Origin of the sequence: Paucilactobacillus vaccinostercus DSM 20634 (assembly GCF_001436295.1) — a bacterium.
Lineage (GTDB): Bacteria > Bacillota > Bacilli > Lactobacillales > Lactobacillaceae > Paucilactobacillus > Paucilactobacillus vaccinostercus.
Window position 1 is genome coordinate 1 of the sequence record NZ_AYYY01000025.1, and the last position, 24,601, is coordinate 24,601.

The 24,601-nt window shown below is 35.5% G+C and carries 21 protein-coding genes; 2 read left to right on the forward strand and 19 right to left on the reverse strand.

Annotated features, from left to right (window positions below; genetic code table 11):
• Positions 1-389: 389 nt before the first annotated feature.
• Entirely contained in the window at positions 390-1,424 is a 1,035-nt protein-coding gene (locus FC26_RS05225) for a YeiH family protein (protein WP_057778459.1), read from the reverse strand.
• 113 nt (positions 1,425-1,537) lie between these two features.
• Between FC26_RS05225 and FC26_RS05230 the strand changes: the two genes are divergently transcribed.
• A complete protein-coding gene (locus FC26_RS05230; protein WP_057778461.1) occupies positions 1,538-2,464 on the forward strand; it encodes a LysR family transcriptional regulator in 927 nt (308 codons plus the stop codon).
• On the opposite strand, the gene FC26_RS05235 is transcribed toward FC26_RS05230, so the two are convergent.
• Together FC26_RS05235 and tagD (FC26_RS05240) are read right to left on the reverse strand one after the other, a co-directional pair.
• Positions 2,401-2,937: a GNAT family N-acetyltransferase gene (locus tag FC26_RS05235; RefSeq protein WP_057778463.1), complete on the reverse strand. Its 537-nt coding sequence runs from the start codon at positions 2,935-2,937 to the stop codon at positions 2,401-2,403. The genes FC26_RS05230 and FC26_RS05235 overlap by 64 nt on opposite strands.
• Before the next feature lie 126 nt (positions 2,938-3,063).
• On the reverse strand, positions 3,064-3,456 hold the full coding sequence (gene tagD / locus FC26_RS05240; RefSeq protein ID WP_057778465.1) for a glycerol-3-phosphate cytidylyltransferase: 393 nt from the start codon (positions 3,454-3,456) through the stop codon (positions 3,064-3,066).
• 228 nt (positions 3,457-3,684) lie between these two features.
• Between tagD (FC26_RS05240) and FC26_RS05245 the strand changes: the two genes are divergently transcribed.
• Positions 3,685-5,079, forward strand: coding sequence for an LCP family protein (locus FC26_RS05245; protein WP_057778467.1), 1,395 nt, complete (start codon positions 3,685-3,687; stop codon positions 5,077-5,079).
• A 245-nt stretch (positions 5,080-5,324) separates the two neighbouring features.
• On the opposite strand, the gene FC26_RS05250 is transcribed toward FC26_RS05245, so the two are convergent.
• The 16 genes from FC26_RS05250 to FC26_RS12490 form a co-directional block, all read right to left on the reverse strand.
• Positions 5,325-6,290 carry a glycosyltransferase family 2 protein gene (locus FC26_RS05250; RefSeq protein WP_057778469.1) on the reverse strand — a complete coding sequence of 322 codons (966 nt, stop codon included), beginning with the start codon at positions 6,288-6,290 and terminating at the stop codon, positions 5,325-5,327.
• 348 nt (positions 6,291-6,638) lie between these two features.
• On the reverse strand, positions 6,639-8,375 hold the full coding sequence (locus tag FC26_RS05255) for a hypothetical protein (protein WP_057778471.1): 1,737 nt from the start codon (positions 8,373-8,375) through the stop codon (positions 6,639-6,641).
• Positions 8,376-8,401: 26 nt separating this feature from the next.
• Positions 8,402-11,023, reverse strand: a complete 2,622-nt coding sequence (locus FC26_RS05260) for a YfhO family protein (RefSeq protein WP_057778472.1) — start codon at positions 11,021-11,023, stop codon at positions 8,402-8,404.
• Positions 11,024-11,112: 89 nt separating this feature from the next.
• Entirely contained in the window at positions 11,113-11,499 is a 387-nt protein-coding gene (gene tagD, locus FC26_RS05265; RefSeq protein WP_057778474.1) for a glycerol-3-phosphate cytidylyltransferase, read from the reverse strand.
• A 16-nt stretch (positions 11,500-11,515) separates the two neighbouring features.
• On the reverse strand, positions 11,516-12,139 hold the full coding sequence (locus FC26_RS05270) for a sugar transferase (protein ID WP_057778476.1): 624 nt from the start codon (positions 12,137-12,139) through the stop codon (positions 11,516-11,518).
• A gap of 18 nt (positions 12,140-12,157) precedes the next feature.
• Complete coding sequence (locus FC26_RS05275; protein ID WP_057778478.1) at positions 12,158-13,171, reverse strand: glycosyltransferase; 1,014 nt, start codon at positions 13,169-13,171, stop codon at positions 12,158-12,160.
• 4 nt (positions 13,172-13,175) lie between these two features.
• Entirely contained in the window at positions 13,176-14,336 is a 1,161-nt protein-coding gene (locus tag FC26_RS05280; RefSeq protein ID WP_057778480.1) for a CDP-glycerol glycerophosphotransferase family protein, read from the reverse strand.
• 3 nt (positions 14,337-14,339) lie between these two features.
• Entirely contained in the window at positions 14,340-15,095 is a 756-nt protein-coding gene (locus FC26_RS05285; protein WP_057778482.1) for a DUF4422 domain-containing protein, read from the reverse strand.
• A 24-nt stretch (positions 15,096-15,119) separates the two neighbouring features.
• Positions 15,120-16,547 (reverse strand): flippase, encoded by a 1,428-nt coding sequence (locus tag FC26_RS05290; RefSeq protein ID WP_057778484.1) that lies wholly within the window; start codon positions 16,545-16,547, stop codon positions 15,120-15,122.
• Between the two features lie 2 nt (positions 16,548-16,549).
• A complete protein-coding gene (glf, locus tag FC26_RS05295; RefSeq protein WP_057778487.1) occupies positions 16,550-17,671 on the reverse strand; it encodes a UDP-galactopyranose mutase in 1,122 nt (373 codons plus the stop codon).
• Positions 17,672-17,675: 4 nt separating this feature from the next.
• A complete protein-coding gene (locus FC26_RS05300; protein ID WP_057778489.1) occupies positions 17,676-18,662 on the reverse strand; it encodes a glycosyltransferase family 2 protein in 987 nt (328 codons plus the stop codon).
• A complete protein-coding gene (locus tag FC26_RS05305; protein WP_057778491.1) occupies positions 18,659-20,038 on the reverse strand; it encodes an O-antigen ligase family protein in 1,380 nt (459 codons plus the stop codon). Before FC26_RS05305 ends, FC26_RS05300 begins: the two co-directional genes overlap by 4 nt.
• 7 nt (positions 20,039-20,045) lie before the next feature.
• On the reverse strand, positions 20,046-20,681 hold the full coding sequence (locus FC26_RS05310) for a Wzz/FepE/Etk N-terminal domain-containing protein (protein ID WP_057778493.1): 636 nt from the start codon (positions 20,679-20,681) through the stop codon (positions 20,046-20,048).
• 12 nt (positions 20,682-20,693) lie between these two features.
• On the reverse strand, positions 20,694-21,626 hold the full coding sequence (locus FC26_RS05315) for a glycosyltransferase family 2 protein (RefSeq protein ID WP_057778495.1): 933 nt from the start codon (positions 21,624-21,626) through the stop codon (positions 20,694-20,696).
• A gap of 145 nt (positions 21,627-21,771) precedes the next feature.
• Positions 21,772-22,845, reverse strand: a complete 1,074-nt coding sequence (locus FC26_RS05320) for an acyltransferase family protein (RefSeq protein WP_057778497.1) — start codon at positions 22,843-22,845, stop codon at positions 21,772-21,774.
• 115 nt (positions 22,846-22,960) lie between these two features.
• Positions 22,961-24,553, reverse strand: a complete 1,593-nt coding sequence (locus FC26_RS12490) for a glucosaminidase domain-containing protein (protein ID WP_235809475.1) — start codon at positions 24,551-24,553, stop codon at positions 22,961-22,963.
• Positions 24,554-24,601: the final 48 nt, after the last annotated feature.

Consider the following 24,601-nt stretch of genomic DNA (forward strand, 5'->3'; position numbering starts at 1 on the left):
GAACGTAAGTTCCCTATAATATTATAATGAAAACACTGCGAAAAATCGTAGAGCTAGATGAGGTTACAATAAAAAAATGGAAATCATATCAGACCATGTTCACACGTTGATAAGTTTCAATTCCCACTAATATCGTGAAAGCATTTAAGAGCACACTCTGCACGCATTTTTTCGAAAGGCACCCGAACTAAAGCAACAAAAATTCTGGAGGGAGGCTATCTATGATCTCATAGTTACTACATGAATACCCTAGGTGATATAAGCAAAGATGCTACGAATCAATATATCCAAAATCAAAATAAAAACGCCTTACGGCGTTAACACATGGGCATTCGTCTACCTGATTAAAATCAGAAGATTTCTGCCATATTTATTATTAAATTATCGACTTAGAAAAACGTCTTGCTGACAATAATCACAAACGTCAATAGAATCACAGATGAAATACCGGCAGCTAAGAAGGCGTTTTTGCCCCGATGAAGAATTACCTTGAAGTTGACACTCATCCCGAGTGCAGCCATGGCCATCCCCAATACAAGGTACGCAATCTTTACAAGCCCATTCAGCGCTTCGGTCCCCATTGGTACAAAGGTCCCAATCACACTGGCCAAGATGAACCCAGCCATGAACCATGGAATTGGCAATTTTTGCTTTCCAGCAGTTGCCGGATTATCCTTGTTCACCTTGTGTTGATACCAAACACCGATAATAAACGCCGCTGGGGCCAACATCAGAACCCGTGATAGTTTAGTAATAATAGCGGTATCCAAACTAACTGGGCCACCAGCACCACCCGTTGCAACGGCATGGGCAATTTCATGTAGTGAACCACCAGCCATAATACCGAACTGGGTGGGTGTCATATGCAGTAACGGCTTGAGGCCAATTTCAATCAAAGTAAAGACCGTTCCCAAGATGGCGACAATGGCGACAGCCAATACTTCGTCCTCACGTTTTTGATCAGCTTTATCTTCGCTCACCTGAATTTGGGGTGAAATTCCCATAACAGCCGCTGCACCACAAATTCCAGTCCCACTTGCTGCTAAGATGGATAGTTGTTCGCTAACCCCCAACTTCCGCGCAATATTATAGGTTAAGATAATCGTCCCGGTTACCACGACAATGGCTAAGGTAATCGTCTTCACCCCCGCCTGTGCGAGTTGGATGAGGTTCAGTTTAAATCCTAATAGAATAATTCCTAAACGCAGGAACTTATTTGAAATAAATCCAATCCCCGCCTTCGACGATTCAATTGCTGGTTGATATACCTGAAGTAACATTCCCAAGATCAGTGAAATCACCAGCGCACCAATAATTGCAAAATACGGTAAGCCCGCCAACATTGTCCCAATCGCCGAACAGATCAACGTTAATACAGCGGCTAAGTAAAAACTGCGTGTCCGCATTACACCAAAAGCTAACATATTATTTGTCTCCCCTCTCTTATTTACGTTTCATATCTTAGCATGATTCTATGATAAGTAAAAATTAGTATTTTTTGTGTTAATATAAGGACAGCTTATAAGGAGATGACACGATGCTTGATAAACGATACCAAACACTTGATTTAATTGCCGAAACCCGATCCTTTACCAAGGCTGCCGAAAAGCTCTTCATCACACAGCCAGCGGTCTCCCAACAAATTCGGAGTCTAGAAACGGAACTCGGCTTCCCCCTCATCACAAAGGTACACAACCATATCGAAATGACGCCAGCCGGCCAATCGTTGGCCGACTACGCTCATCAAGTACAATTGGAAAGTACCAAAGTTCTCAAACAAGTTCACTCCACAACCGATCAACGACCGATTCGGCTTGGCTGCACATTATCGCTTAGTTCTTCAATGCTGCCACAGCTGGTCACCCAGCTCAGCACCATGAGTCCACTCATCACCACCCAAGTTGCCAATACGGGAGCCATCTTATCCGCACTTCGGAATGGAACTATCGATTTCGGCCTCGTTGAAGGAAATTTTAATAAGGAAGAGTTTGATGCCATTCACATCCTAGACGAACCATTTGTCGGGGTTACAAGTGCCCATCATCCACTCGCCCAACTAACCCACGTCACCCTTGACGATCTCATTGATGTTGCCCTGCTCATTCGGGAATCAGGATCTGGCACCCGTAATATCTTTGCCAACTGGTTAGCTACCCAAAACTACCGCGTTCACGACTTCCATCAAATTATCGAAATTGGGAATCCGTCTCCCATCATAAAGCTACTCCTCAGTGGGTTCGGTGTAAGTTTCATGTACCGATCACTTGTGCATCACGAATTAAAAAACGGGCAACTCATTGAGTTACCCGTCACTGATTTTTCAATTCAACATCCAATTAATTTGGTCTATCTAAAGGACAGTTATTTCGCCGAAGACTATCAACAAATTGCAACCTTGATTCAGCCTTCCTCTTTCACAGAAACGCGTGATCGTAAACCGAGCGCCGCCAAAAAGTCAAAGTAGTCTTCAAGTGACACCTGTTGACTACTTCTTAATAGATGGAACACACCACCCAGTGTATCACTCAGATACCCAGAATCCATTAACCCATTACGCAGGTAAAAATCATAACGCCGCTGACGATCAGTTCGGTTATTTGCATGAACATCAAGAACTTCGCTCTCTAAAATAATCCCGTTCATAAAGCGCTGTGTCAGATACGAAATCGCCTGTGATCCCAGTCCATCTCCGCGCCGATCAGGATCAACCGCTAGATAAAGGATAAAGGCCTTGCTATCGTCAACACTGACAACATAGTAAACAATGCCGATATTCGTCTGGTTTTGCTGAATAAGTGCAGCGTGCGCCCGACTACTTGGATCATCACTAAGCATGTACAGCTTGTCCGTACGCATCTGTTCCGCCGCAGGAAATGAGTCTTCATAAATTTGCGTCCAGTACGCACGTTGGTTCCCCACCGGGGTTAAAGTAATCATTTGATTGAACTCCTTTATTATTTCGTTACGTTAATTATAACGAATATGATGTGGGAAAACGATTAATTTAATTTCAACCATAAAAAAAGGGCTGCTAATCTGTTCACAGTCCCGTTCATGATTACGTTAATCAGCTGTATTTAAGTCGTGTTTGATTTGTGTCGTCGAAACGCCCTCGGTCCGCGGCAAGTAAATGACATCGTAGTATTGTTTTAAATCATCAAACTGACCAGTCCAGTCATTGCCCATCACCAAGGCATCAACATGGTATTTTCGGGCGTCACTTACCTTTTGATCCCAGGAGGTTTCGGGGATGACCAAATCTACATATTTGATTGCCTCTAACATGAATCGTCGATCTTCATAACTCGTGTAGGCCCGTTTCCCCTTCACTGCGTTAAATTCATCAGTCGCCAAACCGACAATTAATCGATCACCATAGGAAGCAGCCCGTTGGAGTAACCTAATATGTCCCTTATGTAATAGGTCAAAGGTGCCATAAGTAATAATTGTTTTCATAATAATCACTCCTCATATAGTGTTATATAAGACGGGGTATCTTTTGTAGTATAACATATAGAATAAAATAAGTGGTGTTTACACGCTCTTAAGGGCCACTACCATAAACTCAAAGAAATATTTAAAATCGCCTTAATTTTATATTTTTACTCCCATAACTAAGCCTAGGCGGGTATAATAAACGAGAATGTTCCAAAAATCATAAAAAATACGAGGCATAATTAACTAATGGATCAAGAAGAGACCCGGGTCAACAGACGCCGGAACACACATAATCATAAACAGCAAAAGCCCCAGAAGCATCAACATCATTGGATTCGCTGGGTGGTCGGCGTTGTCGCTATCCTCCTCTTAGCCGCTGTTGGGTACGAATACCATAAGGTGCACTCTACGGCTACTGGTATCTTCAGTAATAGTAGCAGTAAGGTCAGCAAGAAATTGCAAGAAGGTAAACCCGTATCCGTTCTTTTGATGGGCCTTGATACCGGTGCACTGGGTCGCGCAAATACTGGTGGTAACACCGATACACTTGAAGTTGTGACCGTTAACCCGAAAAAGGAAACCATCACGATGACCAGTGTGCCGCGTGATACGCTGGTCAAGGTCAAAACCTCTAAGGGGGCCGACTACGTTAAGATCAATGCCGCCTACGCCATTGGCGGTCCCAAGCAAACCGTCAAACAGGTTAAAGAACTGCTAAATATCCCAATTGATTACTACGCGATTGTTAACATGGGCGTCCTCAAGAAAGTCGTGAACGCGGTTGGCGGTGTAACCGTTGATAATCCATTTGCCTTTACGTATGAAGGTCACCATTTCCCTAAAGGAAAACAAAAGTTGAATGGAAATAACGCTCTGAAATACTCACGGATGCGTTACGATGATCCTAATAACGATTACGGTCGTCAAAAACGACAACAACAAGTGATTAAGTCAGTCATCAAGGAGTTAAAGGGTCTCGGTTCAGTTAGTGCTGTGAACAAAATTTTAGATGCCGCTAAACAAGGTGTGCGAACCAACATTCCAATTAATAGTTTAGCAACGCTATACGCTAACTACCACAAGTCAATGAAACATGTTAAGACCTATCATTTCCAAGGATTGAATGCGACGATCAGTGGCACATCCTTCCAAATTGCATCACCAAAGGAAATTAATCGTGTTTCTAAACTAATCCGTCATGCTTTAGGATTGAAGTACACTAAGGTCACTAATAATGAAACTGCCATGTACGACGGACAATCAAACTATGACGGTATTACCAATGTTGATTTCATCCTGCCCAACAACGCAGAATATAACGTTGCAGGCAGTGGTTCTTCAAGTTCAAGTAAGTCGAGTTCAACTAAATCGACATCTACGACCTATGGCACACACTCTGGTACAACTGGATCAACGACTGGTACCACAGCCAGCAAGTCGACAGGGACTGGTACCACGGGTACAACGACCTATGGCAACTATACCACTCGTCATGTAAGTGGCACTGGTACAACAACGGGTGCCACTAGCACGAGCGGAAACACCGGTACAGGTACTGCAACAACTACAACCGGTGGAACCACAACTGCTACTGGTACGGGCACGACCACCGGTACGACTGCTGGTGCTACTAGTAACTAAGTTTTTCTCTTGTTCCAGCCTACGTATTAAAAAATCCCTTTACATGTTCTCAAGTGAAACAGCACAATTCACTTGAGAATCTGTAGAGGGATTTTTATTACATATTTTAATGTCACTTCGTAAGCACCTGTGAATAGCGGCGATAAAATGTAGGAAACGACATTTTGGTGCCGCTATTGACAAGCACCCAATAACAGACCGACTATAATTGTAAATAGCAGCGGTTAAGTTAGTGCCGTTTTCATTTAGTCATTTTTAAACGAACTTGAATATTTATCTTTTTCAATCTCAAATCGCGGTCTCTTTTTGGTTTCGGTAAAAATCTTTCCAATATACTCCCCAAGTACACTCAATGCCAATAATTGAACACCGCCAATAAACCAAATTGAGATCATTAGGGATGACCATCCAGGTGTTACGTTTCCTAAGACATGACTAACAAGTGTATAAATCATCAGACCTACACTCATTAACACTATCAATACACCTAAATACATTATCATTCGAATCGGTGCAATTGAAAATGAAGTAATACCATCCATTGCAAAACTCAGCATTTTTTTCAGTGGATATTTGGAAGTGCCAGCAAATCTTTTTTTTCGAGCATAGTACACTTTAGTGCTCTGGTATCCAATCAACGGAACAATACCTCGTAAAAATAAATTACGTTCAGAATACTTAAGTAACCCCTTAATAGCGCGATTACTCATTAAACGATAATCGGCATGATTAGGTATCATATCAACACCCATTTTTTTCATAGTTCCATAAAATAACTCGGCAGTTTTACGTTTAAAAAACGTGTCCGTATCACGATTATTACGAACAGCATATACTACGTCATTCCCATTACTGTATGCCTCGACCATTCTGGGAATGATATTAACATCATCTTGAAGATCTGCATCGATTGTGATTGCCATATTAGCATGTTTTGAAGCCATTTCTAAACCAGCCAATAGTGCATTTTGATGACCAAAATTCCGACTAAATTTCAATCCTGTCACAATTGAGCTCTCATCACTTAATTGCTCAATAATTGACCACGTATTGTCATAACTGCCATCGTCAACATACAATATTCGACTATCTGAACCGATTAATTTTTGTACAATCTGATCATTAATTATGGACGTAAGTTGCTTATTTGTCTCCAATAAAACCTGTTCTTCGTTGTAGCATGGAACTACAATTGTTAAGTTACTAAGCATTGTTTATCCTTTCCCAAAAGTGGTTCTCGAATTTATCAAGCAATAGATTTAAATTAAAACACTTGTAACAAGTATAGCAGTTTCCCTTTTCAAGGTTTTCCACTCTTCTAGTAGTTGCTATGCTACTCTCAAGAATACCCTATTGCTTTATTCATATCGATCAAGTTGCGTCCCCAAAAAGCATTTATCATAGTTTACATAAGACATATCATCTTGTGGTTAATTCTTTCATAGATTGAGTGTCTTTAACACTCCTAGTTCTAATTCCTAATATAAAATCGGTAAAATCATAGTGTGTAAATGCCACTAATCGATTAAACATGCACCAAAAATAGAACTTCGTGTCTCTCAAATTTTATCATCGTCATGAATATTAACAAAATTACTAAAAGACTTTTTGCTTCTAAAGTCTTTTCTAAAAAAGCAAATCCAAATAAGTCCTAATATGCTTGCTAATGTTACAAGAATTGAAATCATATCCATTTTTGACATTGAATACTTTACCGTATACGTATCAGAATTATGCTTTCCAGTTTTCAATTGAATTAACCCATTGGAGGATTCATCTATTTTCATACGATTTTTACCAACCATTACAACAACGTTATCATAATAAGCAAACGGTAATTCAATTACAGCATTACTAGAAATTCGATGTTTTAAGTGAAATTTAATACTACTTTGATCCGTATTTCTTGCAAAATGAACGATCTTTCCATTTATATATCCGTTTCCATTAATTATGTTGTTCAAATTCTTTATAGCCTTTCGAGGCGTATATTGATCCAAATAATATCCGGAAATATTAGTTTCTCTATTTATATTTTTTGAATCAAATGTATACTCACTTTGGTTCGAATCCGGTGAATTCACAAGAGCAACAACACTTGAATACCAAGGTACAACAACTAATCCTATCAATATAACAATTTGCATACCACTATGATGGTTGATATGCGCAGAATCTTCAATAGTATCGATTATTAAATTCGCACCAACAAAAGATAGTAATAACGTTCCGATGCTTAAAATTCTAAATGGAAATTGAATTACATTAATCGGTGTATTATCAAAAAGACTCCAAGGAAACAATGATGAAGCCATCAAAAAAATTAAAATACCAATCCAAAATAGAATGTAATTTAATTTATTCATTTTTTTTAAGTTCATTACACCAAAAACACAAATAGCCACACAAACGAATCCGATACCATAATAGTTAGAAAAATTTACATTACGTAAAACATTATTATCCAAACTAGACATCAAAATTTTTGAAAAGGCACCAGGCGAAAAGGGCATTTTTGATGGTTGCGGAAATTTTTGCATCAATTCTTGTTCTAGGAACGGTATTAAATACGCAGCAGAACATAGAACAGTAGCAATTACAGCTTTGATCATAGATAGTAGACGAGAAATTTTCCCATTTATGTTCCAAAATGAACACAGGAAAACTAACGCAAAAAATAATGTGACTATAAAAGTACTTAACACATGGGAAAAAATTAATAATGTCATTCCAAGTGTAAGAAACGGCCAATTTTTTCTATTACCAAACATAACTTCATAAAACCCATACAAACTAATGGGTAGGAATACTGTTGCTAAAAATTCTCCCAAAGCAAATCGTGTGTAAATATCAATGGTTCTGTATGTGGCAAATACATACAGAATAGAAAACAGCAACGCCTTTTTATCACTACTCGTCATTCTTTTTCCGACGAAGAAAGTGACCAAAAAAGTCAGCCAAGTATAAAACGCAATTCCAAGATATATCGCTGCAACTGGACTAACTATAAATCTTAACAATGCAAATGGAATTAAAGTAAACCAAGGATAAAATAAATTCACGGGATATCCAATTTTTGCGAAAGTATGTGTACTTAATACTGGAAAAAAATTCCCTTCTTTGAAGTTTTCATAAATTTCATTAATTCTTGCAATATGATATGGTGCATCATCACTGCTTAAAATAATACCATGGCTAGCAACGGGAAATACAAAGACAAAACTTAGCACAATAAAAAGTACAGTAAAAACAAACATCTTCACTACATGTGTATCACGAAAATACATTTTAAACATAAAAACAGCCTCTACTCACAAATAATTCAAGCTCTTCGCTTGTAATGTCCCAACAGTAGTACTACCGAAATAACCAGTAGCGAAACAGTAGATACTAATAATCCAAAAAAGAAACCAGGTATACTATACTTAATTTTCACTGTATGTACACCATCTGACACATGTACAGCCATTAGCATTCCAAACTTCTCTTTTAATGTCACCTTTTCACCATCAACATATGCTCGCCATCCACTGTCTGCAGGAATCGTTAGCATAATATCACCTTTTTTAAAGGTTCCTTTTGTATTAAATGAAATCAAGTTTGATTTCATTTTCAGGTTTTCTATTCGCGTATTTTTAATTACTTTTTCCCTTACTGTAAGATACGCGGTTCTATTTTCAACCGTAACAAACGGCACCGAATTAACATTTTGGTATCCTGGAATAACCTTTTTTGAAGCACGGTTTGAAATTATCAACCTAGTTCCTTTCTTAAAATTCCCAAGCGAAATAATACCATTTTCTGACTGTCCATTTTCACCTTGACCCGCATATAAACTTGCTACCTTATTTCCATTTATATATACATCGAATGGATTATAATTTATATTCTTTTCAGTCGGATAATAAGCATACAACTCACCCGTTCGAGGAACAACATATTGAAATTCCTCAGAGCTTATTTTTTCTGCTTTTCCTATACTAAATATAGATAATTTTTCTCCACTTAAATCATCAAAAAAGTTATTTTGTATCTCAAAAGGGTTTTTCATCGGATCATATTTCGTAAATATACACGTTTTTCTACTTGAAACTTTATTTACTAACGGAAAAACTGATGTATTTTTGTACACTTCAACAGTATCAAATCGATCAATTTTTTTATAACTTTTTGAAATATCAGAGGTAAACCCGCTCATAATATTGTTTACATTCAATATATCTTTTTTTAATTGAATGCTATCACTCGCTAGAATGTATTTAATACTGAAAAATCCATCCATACTTGTTGTGGCACCATTATTATAATTGGTCCAACGATCAAAAGTGTGATTCTGATAGTATCCCAAACTAGACATAAAATTTATAAGTTTATTTGGTTGTTGTGACAAATAGTTAGATAATCCTCGATAATTAAACGTTAATGGATCATTATTAGTGATTTGAAAAGAATTTCCAATTCGATACATTGTCTTATCGGACTTCTTTATCTTATTAACACTATATTTCACTTGTTTGTAATATTTTTTATAAGCAGTTAGTTGTATTGAACTTTTCACTTGCTCATGTTGAATTTGCCAATCAATAAGTGTAATATTTCCCAGTATTATGCTTCCTATAAATAACAGTATTATACTGACGCTAAAATTAGTCTTTTTGAGAAGATAAGCAAAACCGTTAAAGAGTACAATTGCACCAACAATAATCAACGCATATTTCTTCCTAAATCCCGTCAATAAAACTGGATACGATAACAATACACAAATAATTATCATAGATAGCATGAATTGTCGTAATGTAATTCCGAAGTTTAATACATGCTTAAATGAAACATAAACAATCGAAACTATAAAGAAGACAAGTACAAAACTTTCTCTTTGCGAATATCCGTTAGGCCAAGTAAATACATGCCAAATTACATATGTAATATCTAGCCAGCTAGATAATAATAGGGCCACTAAAAACAAGAATACTAGAATTCTTGTCTTCACATTTATTTTTTTATACAAGAAAAATAGAATAAGTAAAAAAACAGGAATAACCCCAATCGAAAGTGCAGGTACGTTATTGCCTGTCGCTCCGCCAAAAATTTCACTTAGAAGATATACTGGATTATAAACAACTTTAAAATGAAACGAATGATCCTGCTTTATTCCAGCGGTAGAAATAATGCTTGGAATCAAAACAATCGCCGATAAACCAACAGAAAGGATGTTAGATCCAATAAATTTTAAAAGACTAGTTCCATGTTCAATAGTTTTTTGTTTATTCCAGTTAATCAATGTAAACAATACATATGCAAAGCAAGCCGCTATTCCAACAATTACTCCCATATAGTAGTTAAGTACAATCGTAATAAAAAAAATAACAACATAAAGATTCACATGTTTACCAATAGAAATTTTCTCGACACCTAAAATTACCAAAGGTAACAATGCAATCGCATCCAACCACATAATGCATTCTTTATAGAAAAAAAGGAAACTCATGGTAGAATATAACGATGAACATATAAGTGCAGCAAATACCCTATACTTGTATTCCCCTTTTTCTGAATTAACAATTGTAGAATGTGATAACCAGACAAACATAAAAAGGCCAGCTATTGCTACTTTAGCAACTGTCAGAAGTTCCAAAAAGATTGGTACATTCGCACCTGAAAAAAATACCACAAGTAGATTAAATGGATTCAGCAAATAATATGTTAAAACTCCAAAAAAGCCACTACCAATATTCATTGAATTACTGTAAATTAGGTTTTGCCAATTACCATCGAGTAAGTTTTCCCTAAAATACGTAAATAGTGCCAAATATTGATTATTCATATCACCGTGGAGAATCGTGCCATCACCAAACGGAAAAAGGGAATTCCCCATCAATACAATTACAAATATTATAATCGGTAAAACTGCCGAAATCACATAGTATCTTTTCTTCACATTCATCTGTTAATCCTTTGTAATTAATCACATAATTCGTAAAATGACGTAAGTAGTCAAAAATATCTTTAAATACTTTTTAAAATCATTCAATGTCAATCATGTAAATCCGTCTTTATTTTTGTTGTCGAGATTCCTTCTGTACGAGGTAAATAGATTACCTCACAGTAGTCTTTAAGAAAGTCAAACTTTCCCTTCCAATCGTCTCCCATAACAAACACGTCGATGCTATTTTCCTGTACATCTTTTATTTTTTGATCCCAACTATTTTCAGGTATTACCTTATCTACATATTTGATAGCTTGTAAAATATACTTTCTATCTTCATAAGATGTATAGGCTTTCTTCCCTTTAATAGCGTTGAACTCGTCCGACGAGAGTCCCACTATTAACTGATCGCCATACGATGCTGCCCGCTCTAATAGACGCACATGCCCCTTATGCAATAAATCAAATGTTCCATACGTAATTACTTTTTTCATGATTACCTCCGATAATTTAATATGCACCAGTACCTTTAAAAATACTGATCACATTCTTAAAAAAGATTTTCACATCAAACAGCAACGATGCATGTTGAACATAATAAAGCTCCACATCACAGCGTTCCGGGTACTCTATTGTACTTCTTCCCATAGCTTGCCAATATCCCATCGCCCCCGGTTTAACAGACAAAAATTCATCTACTCTATCTCCATAGTACTCAAGTTCGCGCTCCACCACCGGCCGGGGCCCGACGATACTCATCTCACCCTTTAAAATATTAATAAACTGAGGAATCTCATCAATGGAACTCTTCCGTAGTACAGAACCAAACTTCGTAATTCTTGGATCTTCCCCATCAGGCAACTTAAAGCTATTTGCCACATACTGAGCATATAACTTTTTATTCGAGTATAATTTTTCTTCAGCATTTACAACCATAGATCTGAATTTATATATATAAAACTTTTCTCCGCTTTTTCCAACACGTTTTTGTTTGTAAAAAACTGGTCCCTTATTTTTACCAATCGAGTCTACTATAAGTACAATCAAAAATAAGGGAGAAAAACATAACAAAGCCACAAATGATAAAACAACATCTGTAACCCGTTTTAATCCGATGTAGATACTATCATGCATAATTATTCCACCATACTTTTACAGTAATTCTGCTTTTTTCAAAGCTTCTTTCGTGAATGTGCCAGTTACGAGTTTTTTTGAAAGCTGTTCAGCATTCGCAACCATCTCATTATATTCCTTTGGCGAAATTTGAGCAATTTTATCTGCTACGGAGTCCAAAGAATCCACAACCAGTCCGACTTTATTCTCAAGTACAAATTCAGCCAATGCAGCTTGATTCCATATTATGACTGGAAGTCCCGCACTTAGGTACAAAGATACTTTATGAGGATTATTATATCGTTGATATAAACCAATCTTACCAAGCACCTTATGCGGTGACTCTCCATCCCAAACAAGTCCAAAACCCTTTTTAAACTCACCCGGTAACTGCTCTGGCAAAAATGATCCATTATACTTTGTAAAACTTGGAAGATTTTCTTTTTCAGTTAGCTTGCCAAATAACTCATACTTAATAGTACCGTTTCCTTCAAGATCTTGAAGAAACTTCGATTTATCAAGATTCCCAGCAAAATTTAAAGTTTCACTAAATTCTTTTTGTTGAAGAGTTGCATTATGCTTATAATCAAAAATATCTAAACTTATCGTAGCTGGGTTCAATCCATTATTCTGCAGAAATTTACTCATTACTTTATTTGAAGAAATCACAATATCAAAATTATTCAGTTGGTTAACTACAGTTGCTAGAGATGGATACTTTGGATCATCAAATCGCAAACAATCAATATCATGGATTAGCGCAATTGTTTTAACTCCATGTGTTTTTAACCACACAAACAATCTATCATCAAAATGTTTTCCCATATACGTTGGAAATTGGACTAACAATGTATCATTCTTTCGAAGTTTTCCAAAGGCTTTTTTAATAATAAAATTAGTGAGTACAACTCGTTTTATTTTATTGTCAATTTGAGCGAGATTAATTGGTTCATAGCCTATTTCGCTAGCAAAATCCGTTACATCACTTTTAGCTTTAGACATAGCATTTCTCTGCTTTTCCAATGTAACATTAACCACATATTTATTCGCCAAAATCTTACCTCCCATTGATAATAAAGTTTTTAAGATAGTTAGAATTCACATCAAAATACTGATTAAATTCTTTATTTAAGGCTACTACAAAATTTTTATCATTTAAATTATTTATTTTTTCAATTAATCCTTGTTCCGTAAAAGCTTGTTTTAATTCTAAATTACGTGGACTAAGATAAAATCCTCTATATTTTTCATATTCTTCAATGTCATTTAAATACAGGACAATATCTTTTTCCAAAAGAGCATAATCAAATATTAGACTGGAATAGTCACTAATTACGATATCCGATATCTGAAATAATTCATTTAAGTTTTCATATTTCGATACATCAACGATTTCGTTATACATTTTAGAGTTAATTTCAAGATTCTCAATAAAATAATGTCCACGTATCATGAAATTATATTTTTGCGTTACTTGTTCAATAAACTTTTCACTAAAAGGCAGTGTAAAACTATTACTGCCATTTTTTTGAGAATACTCTCGAAATGTTGGAGCATACAAAATCGTTTTTTTATTTTGATTCAAATGCAACTGATCATAAATTTTTTGTTTACGTACTTCATCGAGATTTGTCATTAGTTCACGATTTCTTGGTAGTCCGAGAATTCTAATATTTTTTGTACTTGGAAAAATGTGCTCAAATATTTTTTTGTCATATTCTCCAGAGCAATATAACAGATCAAACTTCACATTTTTAAACCAGTTTTTGACAAGAAATTCCAAATTAAGCTCATCTGGGCCTAAATGTTTCAGCGGAATACCATGCCAAGTATTAATATAAATGTGTTTGCCATGAATTGATGGAATTAGTCTTTCAATACTTGAATTTGAGATCCAAAATTTAGATTGCAACAGTACCTTCCAAAAAGAAAACGTATCCATTTTAACCTTGTTTTCAACCGGAATTTCTGAAAACTCATTCGGATCAACAAACGCCCAGATTAGCTTGTACTCTTTGAAACGTTTGTCATCCTTAAGCTGCTGGTAAATGATATAGGGACTATCGCTACACTGCCTTCCAGAATAACTTGCAAAAACAATCTGTTTATCCTGAATAGGAACACATAACTGCAAAACACGTAGAATGAAACTCATAATCACTAAATAGATTGTTCCGAAAAATGAATTGTGTTTTATGAAATTTTTGATTTTTTGCATTTTCTACCTCGATATTTTTCGCTTCAAAAAATTAAAAATCTTACTAGGCCAATGCTGACTTTCAAGATAGATAACATTCACTTCTCGATATTGCACATCATTATGTTGTAGCCAAACGTCTAGCAACCTCTCGCTAATAAAACCGTAAACGCGCGATTGATACTTATCATAATCCGTTGTATCTAAATTTTTTTCAATCTCAGCTAAAATATCAAATAACCATTCGCAATACCTATCAAGTAACTCTTTTTTCATCACAAACATATTAAACATATGTGCAGAGGTCTGCTGCATAACTGATTCATAATCATCAATATATTCGGGATATTTTTGGCTAATAATCTTCTTCGCTAAGTCCAATTCTTCTTTAGGATGCGCGTGAATATAGTGTGAATAGTTAGTTTCAATGTAATAGTGACGTTTCTTTGGCAGAATAACATCACTATTTTTCAACAGCTTTTCTATTTCAACAGTCGATAAAATTGAACTTAAACTTTTTTTATGATGTAAAGATAAATATCTACGATAATGAACCAATCCAAGTGCATCAACATCCAAATTTTTCCATCCCCAATACAATGCCGTTAATTCATTATAGGATGAATTTTTAGCCGAGATATTATCCCCTGTATTGTCTCCTTGAAAATCTTCATTAACCTTTGGATGAATTTCTTTTCCCACAAAAACTGGTAAATATAAGCTTCTATTTTTCGGCATAACATAATTTTTATGAACTGCCACCATAACCTTAGTGTTCATATAATCTCTCCTAGTCCTACTAATCTAATCTTTTTTTAGAAAATGCATGATTTGCGTTAAAATTGGCGCCTGAGTTATAACCAAACCAACTGTGTAAATAATAAAACCAATCATGATCTGAACAATCAAATTTACAACTGACATATTCATCATACCATTCACCCTATTCACGACAACAAACATAACTGCTCCTGAAAGCAAATACTTCCAGACACTTCCAAACAGTTGTCTTCTCCGAATAGTGGTTCTAATGCAATAAATCTGAAACGCGGTAACTGCAAACTCCGAAATAGTAGTGGAGAGGGCTGCCCCCTTCGCACCATACACTTCGATCAAAAAGATATTGCAGATTATGTTAACAACTGCGCCGACGGTAACAGACATCGTATACTCTTTAACGCGATTAACTGGCATCAAGTACTGAGTTCCCGTAACATTACTCCATGCAATTAATACAATAACTGGTGCCTCAAGCATCATTATCTTTCCACTCATAGTAAATTGGTCACCCAAGAACCACGGTGCAAACTTTTCAGCTATTGCTGAAATACCAAACATCATTGGAACTGACAAAGCTGTCACAAAATCAAATGAATTATAAAGACTTTTTCGAATTCCTATCACGTCACCATGCGCAAAACGATTGGCAATATGTGGGAGCATTACCGTCCCTGTGGCAGTAACAATGGCGAGAATTAGTTTTATAATTTTATCAGATTGACTAAACAAACCAACCGCGACCGTTTTTGTGGGATCCATAAACCTTAACATTATACGGTTAACAACTAAGTAAACCTGTGTTGTTATTGTAGGAATGAATAGTAGTAGAGCTGGTGATAGATGACTAAACGGTCTAAGATCAGAAATTTTAACTCTTTGGATACTTTTAATAAGATATGGCCAAAAAGTGATATTCCCCATTAGCTGAGATGCAGAAAGAATCAAAATATACTTCCAGACATCCGAAGGTTGCTTAATAAATAAGAATACCAAAAAAATTGATCCTAATTTAACAATCATGTTTCTAGCAACTGTTTTTCTGAAATCTTCAAGGCCCATAAAATACCAAGAAATATCAAATGCTCCTGCAATAATCAATAAAGACTGTACAAGAAAGAACAAATGATAACTAGCACTAAAGTTCCAAACAAATACAATGAAAACTGAATATGAAATCGTAATCGTCGTAAATTGCATCATAACAATTTCCCAGAAAATTTTTGAGCGTTTATACTTATCATCTCGATGATAGGCAATTTCTCTATTTCCATAGGTTGTGATACCAATTTGCCCAATCAACAGAAAAAAGGTCACGACAGCGTTGGTATAATCGTTAATACCTACACCTTGTGCCCCCAAAACTCGCGAAACATATGGAACTGTAATCAACGGCGCTATCAATAGTAAAATCTGATAGCTCATGTTGTATAGATAATTTTTTACAACTTTCATAATTACTTCTCGTTAAACTCCTGCGAAACAGTCACCAATGCCGCGTGTATAACTTGATGCATATCATAATAACGATATTGACCCAGTCGTCCGCCAAACACCACATTTGGTACTGACTCTGATAATTTTTGGTACTTTTTGTAAAGCCCATTATTTATACTATTGTTTACGGGATAATAAGGCTCATCCCCGCGATGCCAAGCTTGTGGATATTCCTTGGTAACTACCGTCTTGTCCTTATCACCCTTACCGAATTCGAAATGCTTGTGCTCAATTACCCGCGTAAATGGTGTTTTAGCATCTGTATAATTTACAACAGCATTCCCTTGATAGTTATCAACGTTTATTTCTTCGGTTTCAAACCGTAAGCTTCGATATTCAAGCTCTCCAAGTTGATAGTCAAAAAACTGATCAATCATACCAGTGAAGATAATTTTTGGATATTGTTTCAAATATTCATTTTTTTTGTCAAAAAAATCAACACCCGTTTCAACATCAATCAAATCGCTAGCTAACATTTTTTCGACAATCTGCGTGTATCCACCAATTGGTATGCCTTGATACGTGTCATTGAAATAATTATTATCATATGTCAAGCGCACCGGTAAACGACGAATTATAAAGGCGGGTAAATCAGTAGCCTTTTGGCCCCACTGTTTCTCAGTGTAACCCTTAACCAATTTTTCGTAAATATCACGACCAATCAAAGAAATCGCCTGCTCTTCAAGATTAGTCGGTTCCTTACCTGCCATTTCTTGACGCTGCTCGTCAATTTTAGCTTGCGCTTCTGCCGGTGTCTGTACTCCCCACATTTTATTGAAAGTATTCATATTGAATGGCATATTATAAATTTCACCATTATAGTTAGCGATTGGACTATTCGTATATCGATTAAAGTCAGCAAAATGATTCACATAATCCCAAATTTCTTTATTACTAGTGTGAAATATGTGTGCACCATACTGGTGTACTTGGATGCCATCCACCTCTTTAGTGTAAATATTACCCGCGATATGATCACGTTTTTCAATGACTTTCACCCGCTTGCCACGTTTGGCAGCTTCATAGGCAAAAGTCGCACCGAAGAGGCCGGATCCAACAACTAAATAATCATATAATTTCATTATTCTAGACCTTTTTCTTTCTTCTTTTTATTTGATACAACTCACCCAAAACTTTGAATAGATGCATTTTGGCTAACAATAACTTTAACTTTTCCTGCTTACTAACACCTTCACAAAAGAAAATTTCTTTAAATTTAATTGAATAAAAACGGTATTCATCAGTAATGCTATTTCCGACTTCTTTTAAGTTTAAAGGTGAAGTTTCACGATATGCATTCATAATAACTCCACTCATATTGCGTATCTTAAACAATCGGAGTATCTCTTCTTTATCCAACGCGTCATATCCAAGTAATACATTTGTGAGTATTTTAAATTGTTTTCTTAATACGTAATTACGATCCTTAGAATACGTCTTGTACAGTGATCCAATCGTATCCAAGTTATAATAATACAATTTTTCATTTAAAGTGGCAATACGTGGCTTTTTTTGTAACAAATTTAAATTAAATAAATAATCTTCGCCAATTGTTGTCGAATAAAATCTCATATTTTTCAATATATACGCTGTATACAATTTATTATACAAAACCGAAATCAAATTATTCTTTATTAGTTTTTTTAGTGAAGTATCATTTTCACAACCTACTGGTGTTGCCTCCTTTAACTGCTTTCCGTCAACCAAACTAGCATAACCAAAAACGACAATATCACTCTTGGTATCTAAAATCCTTCTAATTGTGTGACTCAGAAGATCCTTATCACAAGTGTCGTCACAATCCATAAAAAAAACAAACTGTCCTGAAATTTTGCCTAAGGCAGCATTTCTAGCAGCGGACACACCACCATTCTTTTGATAAAAATACTGGATTCTATCATCTTTTTCCTGAAACATTTTAACAATTACTGCGGTTTCATCCGTCGAACCATCATCCATACAAATGAGTTCCCAGTTAGTAAAAGTTTGGTTCAGCATACTCTCAATTGCAAATTTTACAGTCTGTTCGGCATTATAGAGAGGCATAATGACACTGATCATATTCTTTTTCACAATATTCCCCTCTTATTTGCATAATTATTGATAACCGTTAAATAAAAGAAAAAAATAACTAGATAATAATTGTCAAACCATCCAAAAGAAAAAAAGCTAATGCAAAGATACATTATTAAAAAATAGTAAAAAGCATCAATGATCGTCAAATGAAATAAGTCCTCTTTATTTGTTTCTCGAGAGTTAGTAATATTCTTTTTTAAGTTATGGGCTAATAAAATTTTTCTCACAATATATATCAAAAACGGTATCATAATAATCAAACCAAAATGCGCAAAAAATGAAAAAAATTCACTCTGTACAGGATACCCTGTTTGTCGAAAAACATCTTGAAATTCCCAATTATTAGTTGTGCTTTTAGGAACGAATTTCATCAAATAATAGCTCTCATAGGCATTACCAACACCAAAAATTGGATAATGCAAAAAAGTTATAATTAATCCAATGGTACCCCCTAATCGATTGCTAACCCCAGATTTGTGTAATAAATACTTATTTACAATTTCTCTAATTGGTTGAATCGTAAAATAGGCAGCAACCACGCCAAACATGGCAATTATTCCTAATACAAAATAGAGAACTTTTCGATCCATTTTTTCGAAAAAAAACATTATCAAAAGTGACAAGAATATTACCAAAATACCAGTGGACGTCTTTGCAAAAAGTAAAATTATCCATACAAATATTAAAAGAATCCAATTTAAGATTCCAGTATTATCACGAGTTCCATTGAAAATATTAAATCGGTTTTTCAAACTAGCTAATAGTACAGGAATAAAGACAATTCCCAGTTGTGCGGCGAGAAAAGAGGCTTCTGAGCATAAACCATTGATTCTTCTCAACGTTGTCGTATAACTACCCATGAAATAGAAATCTCCACGCCCTGCATGACGCTCCTCAAAAAAACGACCAATCAAATTTACCCATGAACTTCCAAAATTAGTAAGTACAACCAGTAATTGTGGTAACAGTACAATTAATCCAAGCAGACAAAAACTGATGTAAAAACTCTTAATAAAATGATATTTAGCATTTTCACTATAGCTAATTAAAAATTTGACAAGCAGCGCAACGACAACGATGTTAAAACAGACCGCATAAACGCCAAAAAACACTCCGCTGATTAAGTTTGGACTCCCCGGATCATTTTTTACTTTACTAAAATAGAAAAAATCAACCGCTGTCTGTGATAATAGGAATAGTAAAACAAAGTACAGTGCCTTTTTTGGAAACTTAATCAGGGACAGGCTATCATGTTTTGTTACAATCACGTATGCAAGCATTAATGTGTAAATCGCAATTGGAAAAATTGCAAGTGTGTTGATCGAAAAGTATCTTTTTGAAAAAAATGATATCGGTATTAACCAAGCTTCCATAATAAATCTACTTTCTCTCTTTAAACTGTTTCAGAATAATATCTTTGATAAGAACAACCATCAAACCAAAAAGCAGACCAAATGCAAGACCAACAACCAAATATTTACTGATACTTAGGCCGTCCTTTTTGACACTACTATCATTCGCAACACCTAGTTTTCGAACAACACCAGCGTTTATATAAGAATTCAAATCATTCTTAATTGCACTAGCCATCCCATTTGCAATTAATTTAGCATCATTCTTTTTCGTATTCTTAGCCTCTATTTTTAGTACTGCCGTTTGATCATCGTTACTAATAGAAACTGCATTTTTAATTTCTGAAATTGATAACTTTACACCATTTTTTTTATCAATTATATTCTGCGCATCTTTCATAATCACAGAATCTTCCGAAATCGCTTTGTAAGTATTCATCCTGCCGATCTCTTTATTGTAAACTCCGTACTGATCATACTTAGTTTTACTTGGGTTATAGACAACAACGCTCGTTTTAGCAACGTATGGTTGTGAATTAGCTTTATGCTTTGCGTAACCAAAAGCCAGCGCTCCAAATACTATCATCGAAATAATAATCCACACTAAATTTCGCAAAATTACTTTTATAACATCAAGAAGAGTCAAATCTGAACTAGTTTCCATCTTAAATACCACCTATTTTTTTTCTTTAACAATATATATTGGACGATTTTTACTTTGTAAATATATTTTACCTATATATTTACCAACAATCCCTAAGCAGAGTAACTCAATACCGCCGATAAACAGCATAATGCAAACCATCGAAGCCCAGCCAGACACACTACTATTGGGTAATATTATCGCTCTTACAACAATAAACAACATCCCTAAAATAGACGCCATAAATGCTAAAACTCCAGTCCAAGAAGCAATGGATAACGGAACTTCTGAAAAGTCCGTAATACCATCAATGGAATACTTAAACAGTTTCCAAAATGACCAACTAGTATTGCCTGCCACACGCTCAACATTCTCATAACTTATATATTTGGTTCGAAATCCAACCCAACTAAATATGCCCTTTGAAAATCGATTATACTCTGTCATCGACAATACCGCATTAACCATTTGTCTAGTCATCATTCTGTAGTCTCTGGCTCCATTAACAATATTCGTACTCGAAATTCTATTAATCAACTTGTAGAAAGCATTTGAGAAAAAAGATCTTATAACTGGCTCTCCGCGTCGGTCAACTCTTCTAGTTCCAACACAGTCAAATTTTTTTGTTTCTAAAATATTTATCATATCTTCAAGAACTTTTGGTGGATCTTGCAGATCAGCATCCATAACCACCACGTAATCACCAACTGTCGCTTTCAGCCCAGCATACAATGCAGCTTCCTTTCCAAAATTTCTTGAAAACGAAATATAGTGAACCTGATTTGGATTCGATAAACTCAATTTACGAAGTTCATCAAGCGTATTGTCTGTAGAACCGTCATCGATAAACCAATACTCCCTCTCATAACTTTCCATTTTTTTAAAGTTTTTTTCTACTTCTGGATAAAATAAAGGAATCATTTCCTGCTCATTGAAACATGGAACAATAACGGAAATTTTTGTCATTTTTGTACCTCTTACAAATAAGATTAATATCATAGTTCTCAGTATATAGTATCATGTTTTTAATTCAAATTTTTCGGAAACTTCACTTACTCCGACAACAAGGCTACTACAATATGCACGTAAAATAGTATTTAAATTAATTTTTTTATTGAAACTTAAACGGAAATTTTCTGTTCATGTATACATTGCGCAATAGCGGCAAGTATTTGACTATAAATGCACAGACAGATGCAAAAAGAATTCTGTAGACAATACCAATAATAATTATAGTAACATAACTTATCCTACCACCTAATGCATCCGTTATCGTTCCCCATAACCTGACATTATCCAGTTCGATCAAATGAAAACACAGTATTAACAACGACTGTGATCCCCAAAAGGTAAATATTTTTTTTATATTTCCTAATTTTTCTCCAGATAATCTTTTCTCAAATAAGATAGATACACGCATAATGAACACACTTGCAGCAATACCTCCAACAATGCTAACAAACATGTTAGGGGATGTTGCAGATAGCATTGATAGTCTTCCAACCTTAGCGCTAATCAACCAAATCATCAGTAAAATAATCATTATTTTCCCATTTACTTGCTTCAACAGCTTAAATCTCTTTAACACATAGCCTGAAAATATGAACGATTGTGAACACAAGGCTGCACTTAACGAAAAGGGCAGCGTGACGAATGGACTAATAGAAACCCCAAGAAAAGTTAACGTAACTATAATAATCCCTTTCTTCAATAAATCATTTTCCTTAAACTTAACAAGCATTACACTGTTAAAAATTTGTGTTGCAAAAAACATAGCCATTAGAAACCAAATTGCACCAATCCAGCTCATATCATTTGAGAATGGTAGTGTCGGTCTGCTTCCAACACCATATATTCCTGCAATAATTAGCTGATTTGCGTTACCAAATCTACTGTACAAATATGAATTAGGAAAAATTTTACAAAAAAACAATATTAGTAGTTCAATCATAACAGTTCCAGCATATGGCAACAGTAAATTAAAAATTCCTTTTTTTAAAACAACTTTCTTACTTTGCAGATGGAATAAATAACCACTTAATACAAAAAATATCGGCATATGAAATGCAAATATAAATTTTGCAAATCCTCCCAGCCAATACTTACCAAGTGAATGCCCAATAATCACAGCTATAATCGCAATACCGCGACTTATATCAATCCACTCAACTCTTTTTTTTACCAACGCGCCACACCCTCAATATATTTAATATTATCCTTCGTCTTTTTTCAGATATATAAACAAAACAGGGTACGGTGGCATTCTTAACATGCCACCATACCCTGAAAAACTCTACAAACTATACGCGGAAGGCGATCTGGTCAAGTACTGTTAGATTATATGTTCTAATAACTGACCGTAGCGAACTCGTATATGATGGATCTGTTGCGTACCCATCTGCACGAATCAACGATGTTACAGTATTAGAATCCTTGACCCATAATAAATTATGATACCTTGTATTATCACTCAAGAACTTGCCATGATCTAAAATACTTTCACTAAGGTTTGAATACGCACGGAATGGCGCATCTACCGTCACATATCTTCCATTCAAATATTCAGATGTCTTTAGGATGGCAGACTTCCCATTGTAAGATCCCTTAATTCCAAAAAGATTATAATATTTCGATGCGAGCGATGAATCACCCCAGGCACTTTCTAAAATAGCTTGTGCAACTGTTAATGATGGCAACACCCCATACGTTTTCCAACCATCAATTGCAGCATCCCAAATACTATTCAAGAAGTTTGCATGTGCTGTGGCAGCATTACTATACACAATGACACCATTCTTATTGAAGGTAATATTACCAAATCCTAAATTTCGAGTTTGATTGGTTAATAATACACCATTGTCCCCGAAATAATAATAATTCCCCCAATTATGATAAAACTGGCTCGTGTATCTAATTCCTTGACCACCAAAGTAATAAGTTTGACCCCAGTTATGATAAAACTGATTTGTAAACCTTGCTCCATCGTCACCAAAGTAATAAGTCTGACCCCAGTTATGATAAAACTGATCCGTATATCTAGTTCCCTGCGCACCGAAATAATACGTCTGATTCCAATTATGATAGAACTGACCCGTATACCTTACGCCTTGACTACCAAAGTAATAGGTCTGGCCCCAATTATGATAAAACTGATTTGTATATCTTACCCCTTGATTATCAAAATAGTAGGTGTTGCCCCAGTTATGGTAAAACTGATTTGTATATCTTACTCCCTGTGCATCAAAATAGTAGGTGTTGCCCCAATTATGATAAAATTGATCTTTATATTCGATACCTGATTTATCAAAGTAATATACTTTACTATTGCTGTGCAAAAAATAATTTTTTTGCATTTGTTTTGTTGCAGAGTCAAAATAGTAGGTCTTACCGTTTATAGTCTGTGTTCCAGACTGCTTAGTACCATTCTTATAAAAATATGTGTTTCCATTCTCAGTTACTAGTCCATTTTTTAGCTGCTGTGCACTAACACTTACGGCCAGAGCCCTCGTTATGGTACGTGCACCATCAACGGTTGTAGTATCACTAATTAGTACATCTTCATCGGATTGTGTCGCGCTTGAGGCCAAAGTCGACGTATCTTCAGCATTTGCACTAACTGCTGAAGATTCAGAAGAGTTGCTGGTCTCAATACTCGATTGTACTTTATCCTCTGTTGCTGGTTGAGATTGAACTCCGCTACCGGTGGATTCAGAAGAGTTACTAGCCTCAGCGCTCGACTGCACCTTATCATCTGTCACGGACTTAGTCTCACTACTATTAGAGGCTTCAACCACATTCTCATCAGAAAAATTTAAATTTCCAGACGCGTTACTTTCACTTGTACTAGATCTAGGTGCAACTGTCTCTGCAGAATTTGTTGCTGTACTTTCCACAGTCGAGGTTGCAGACGCATTTGAGTGTTCATTCGTCGATGATATCTC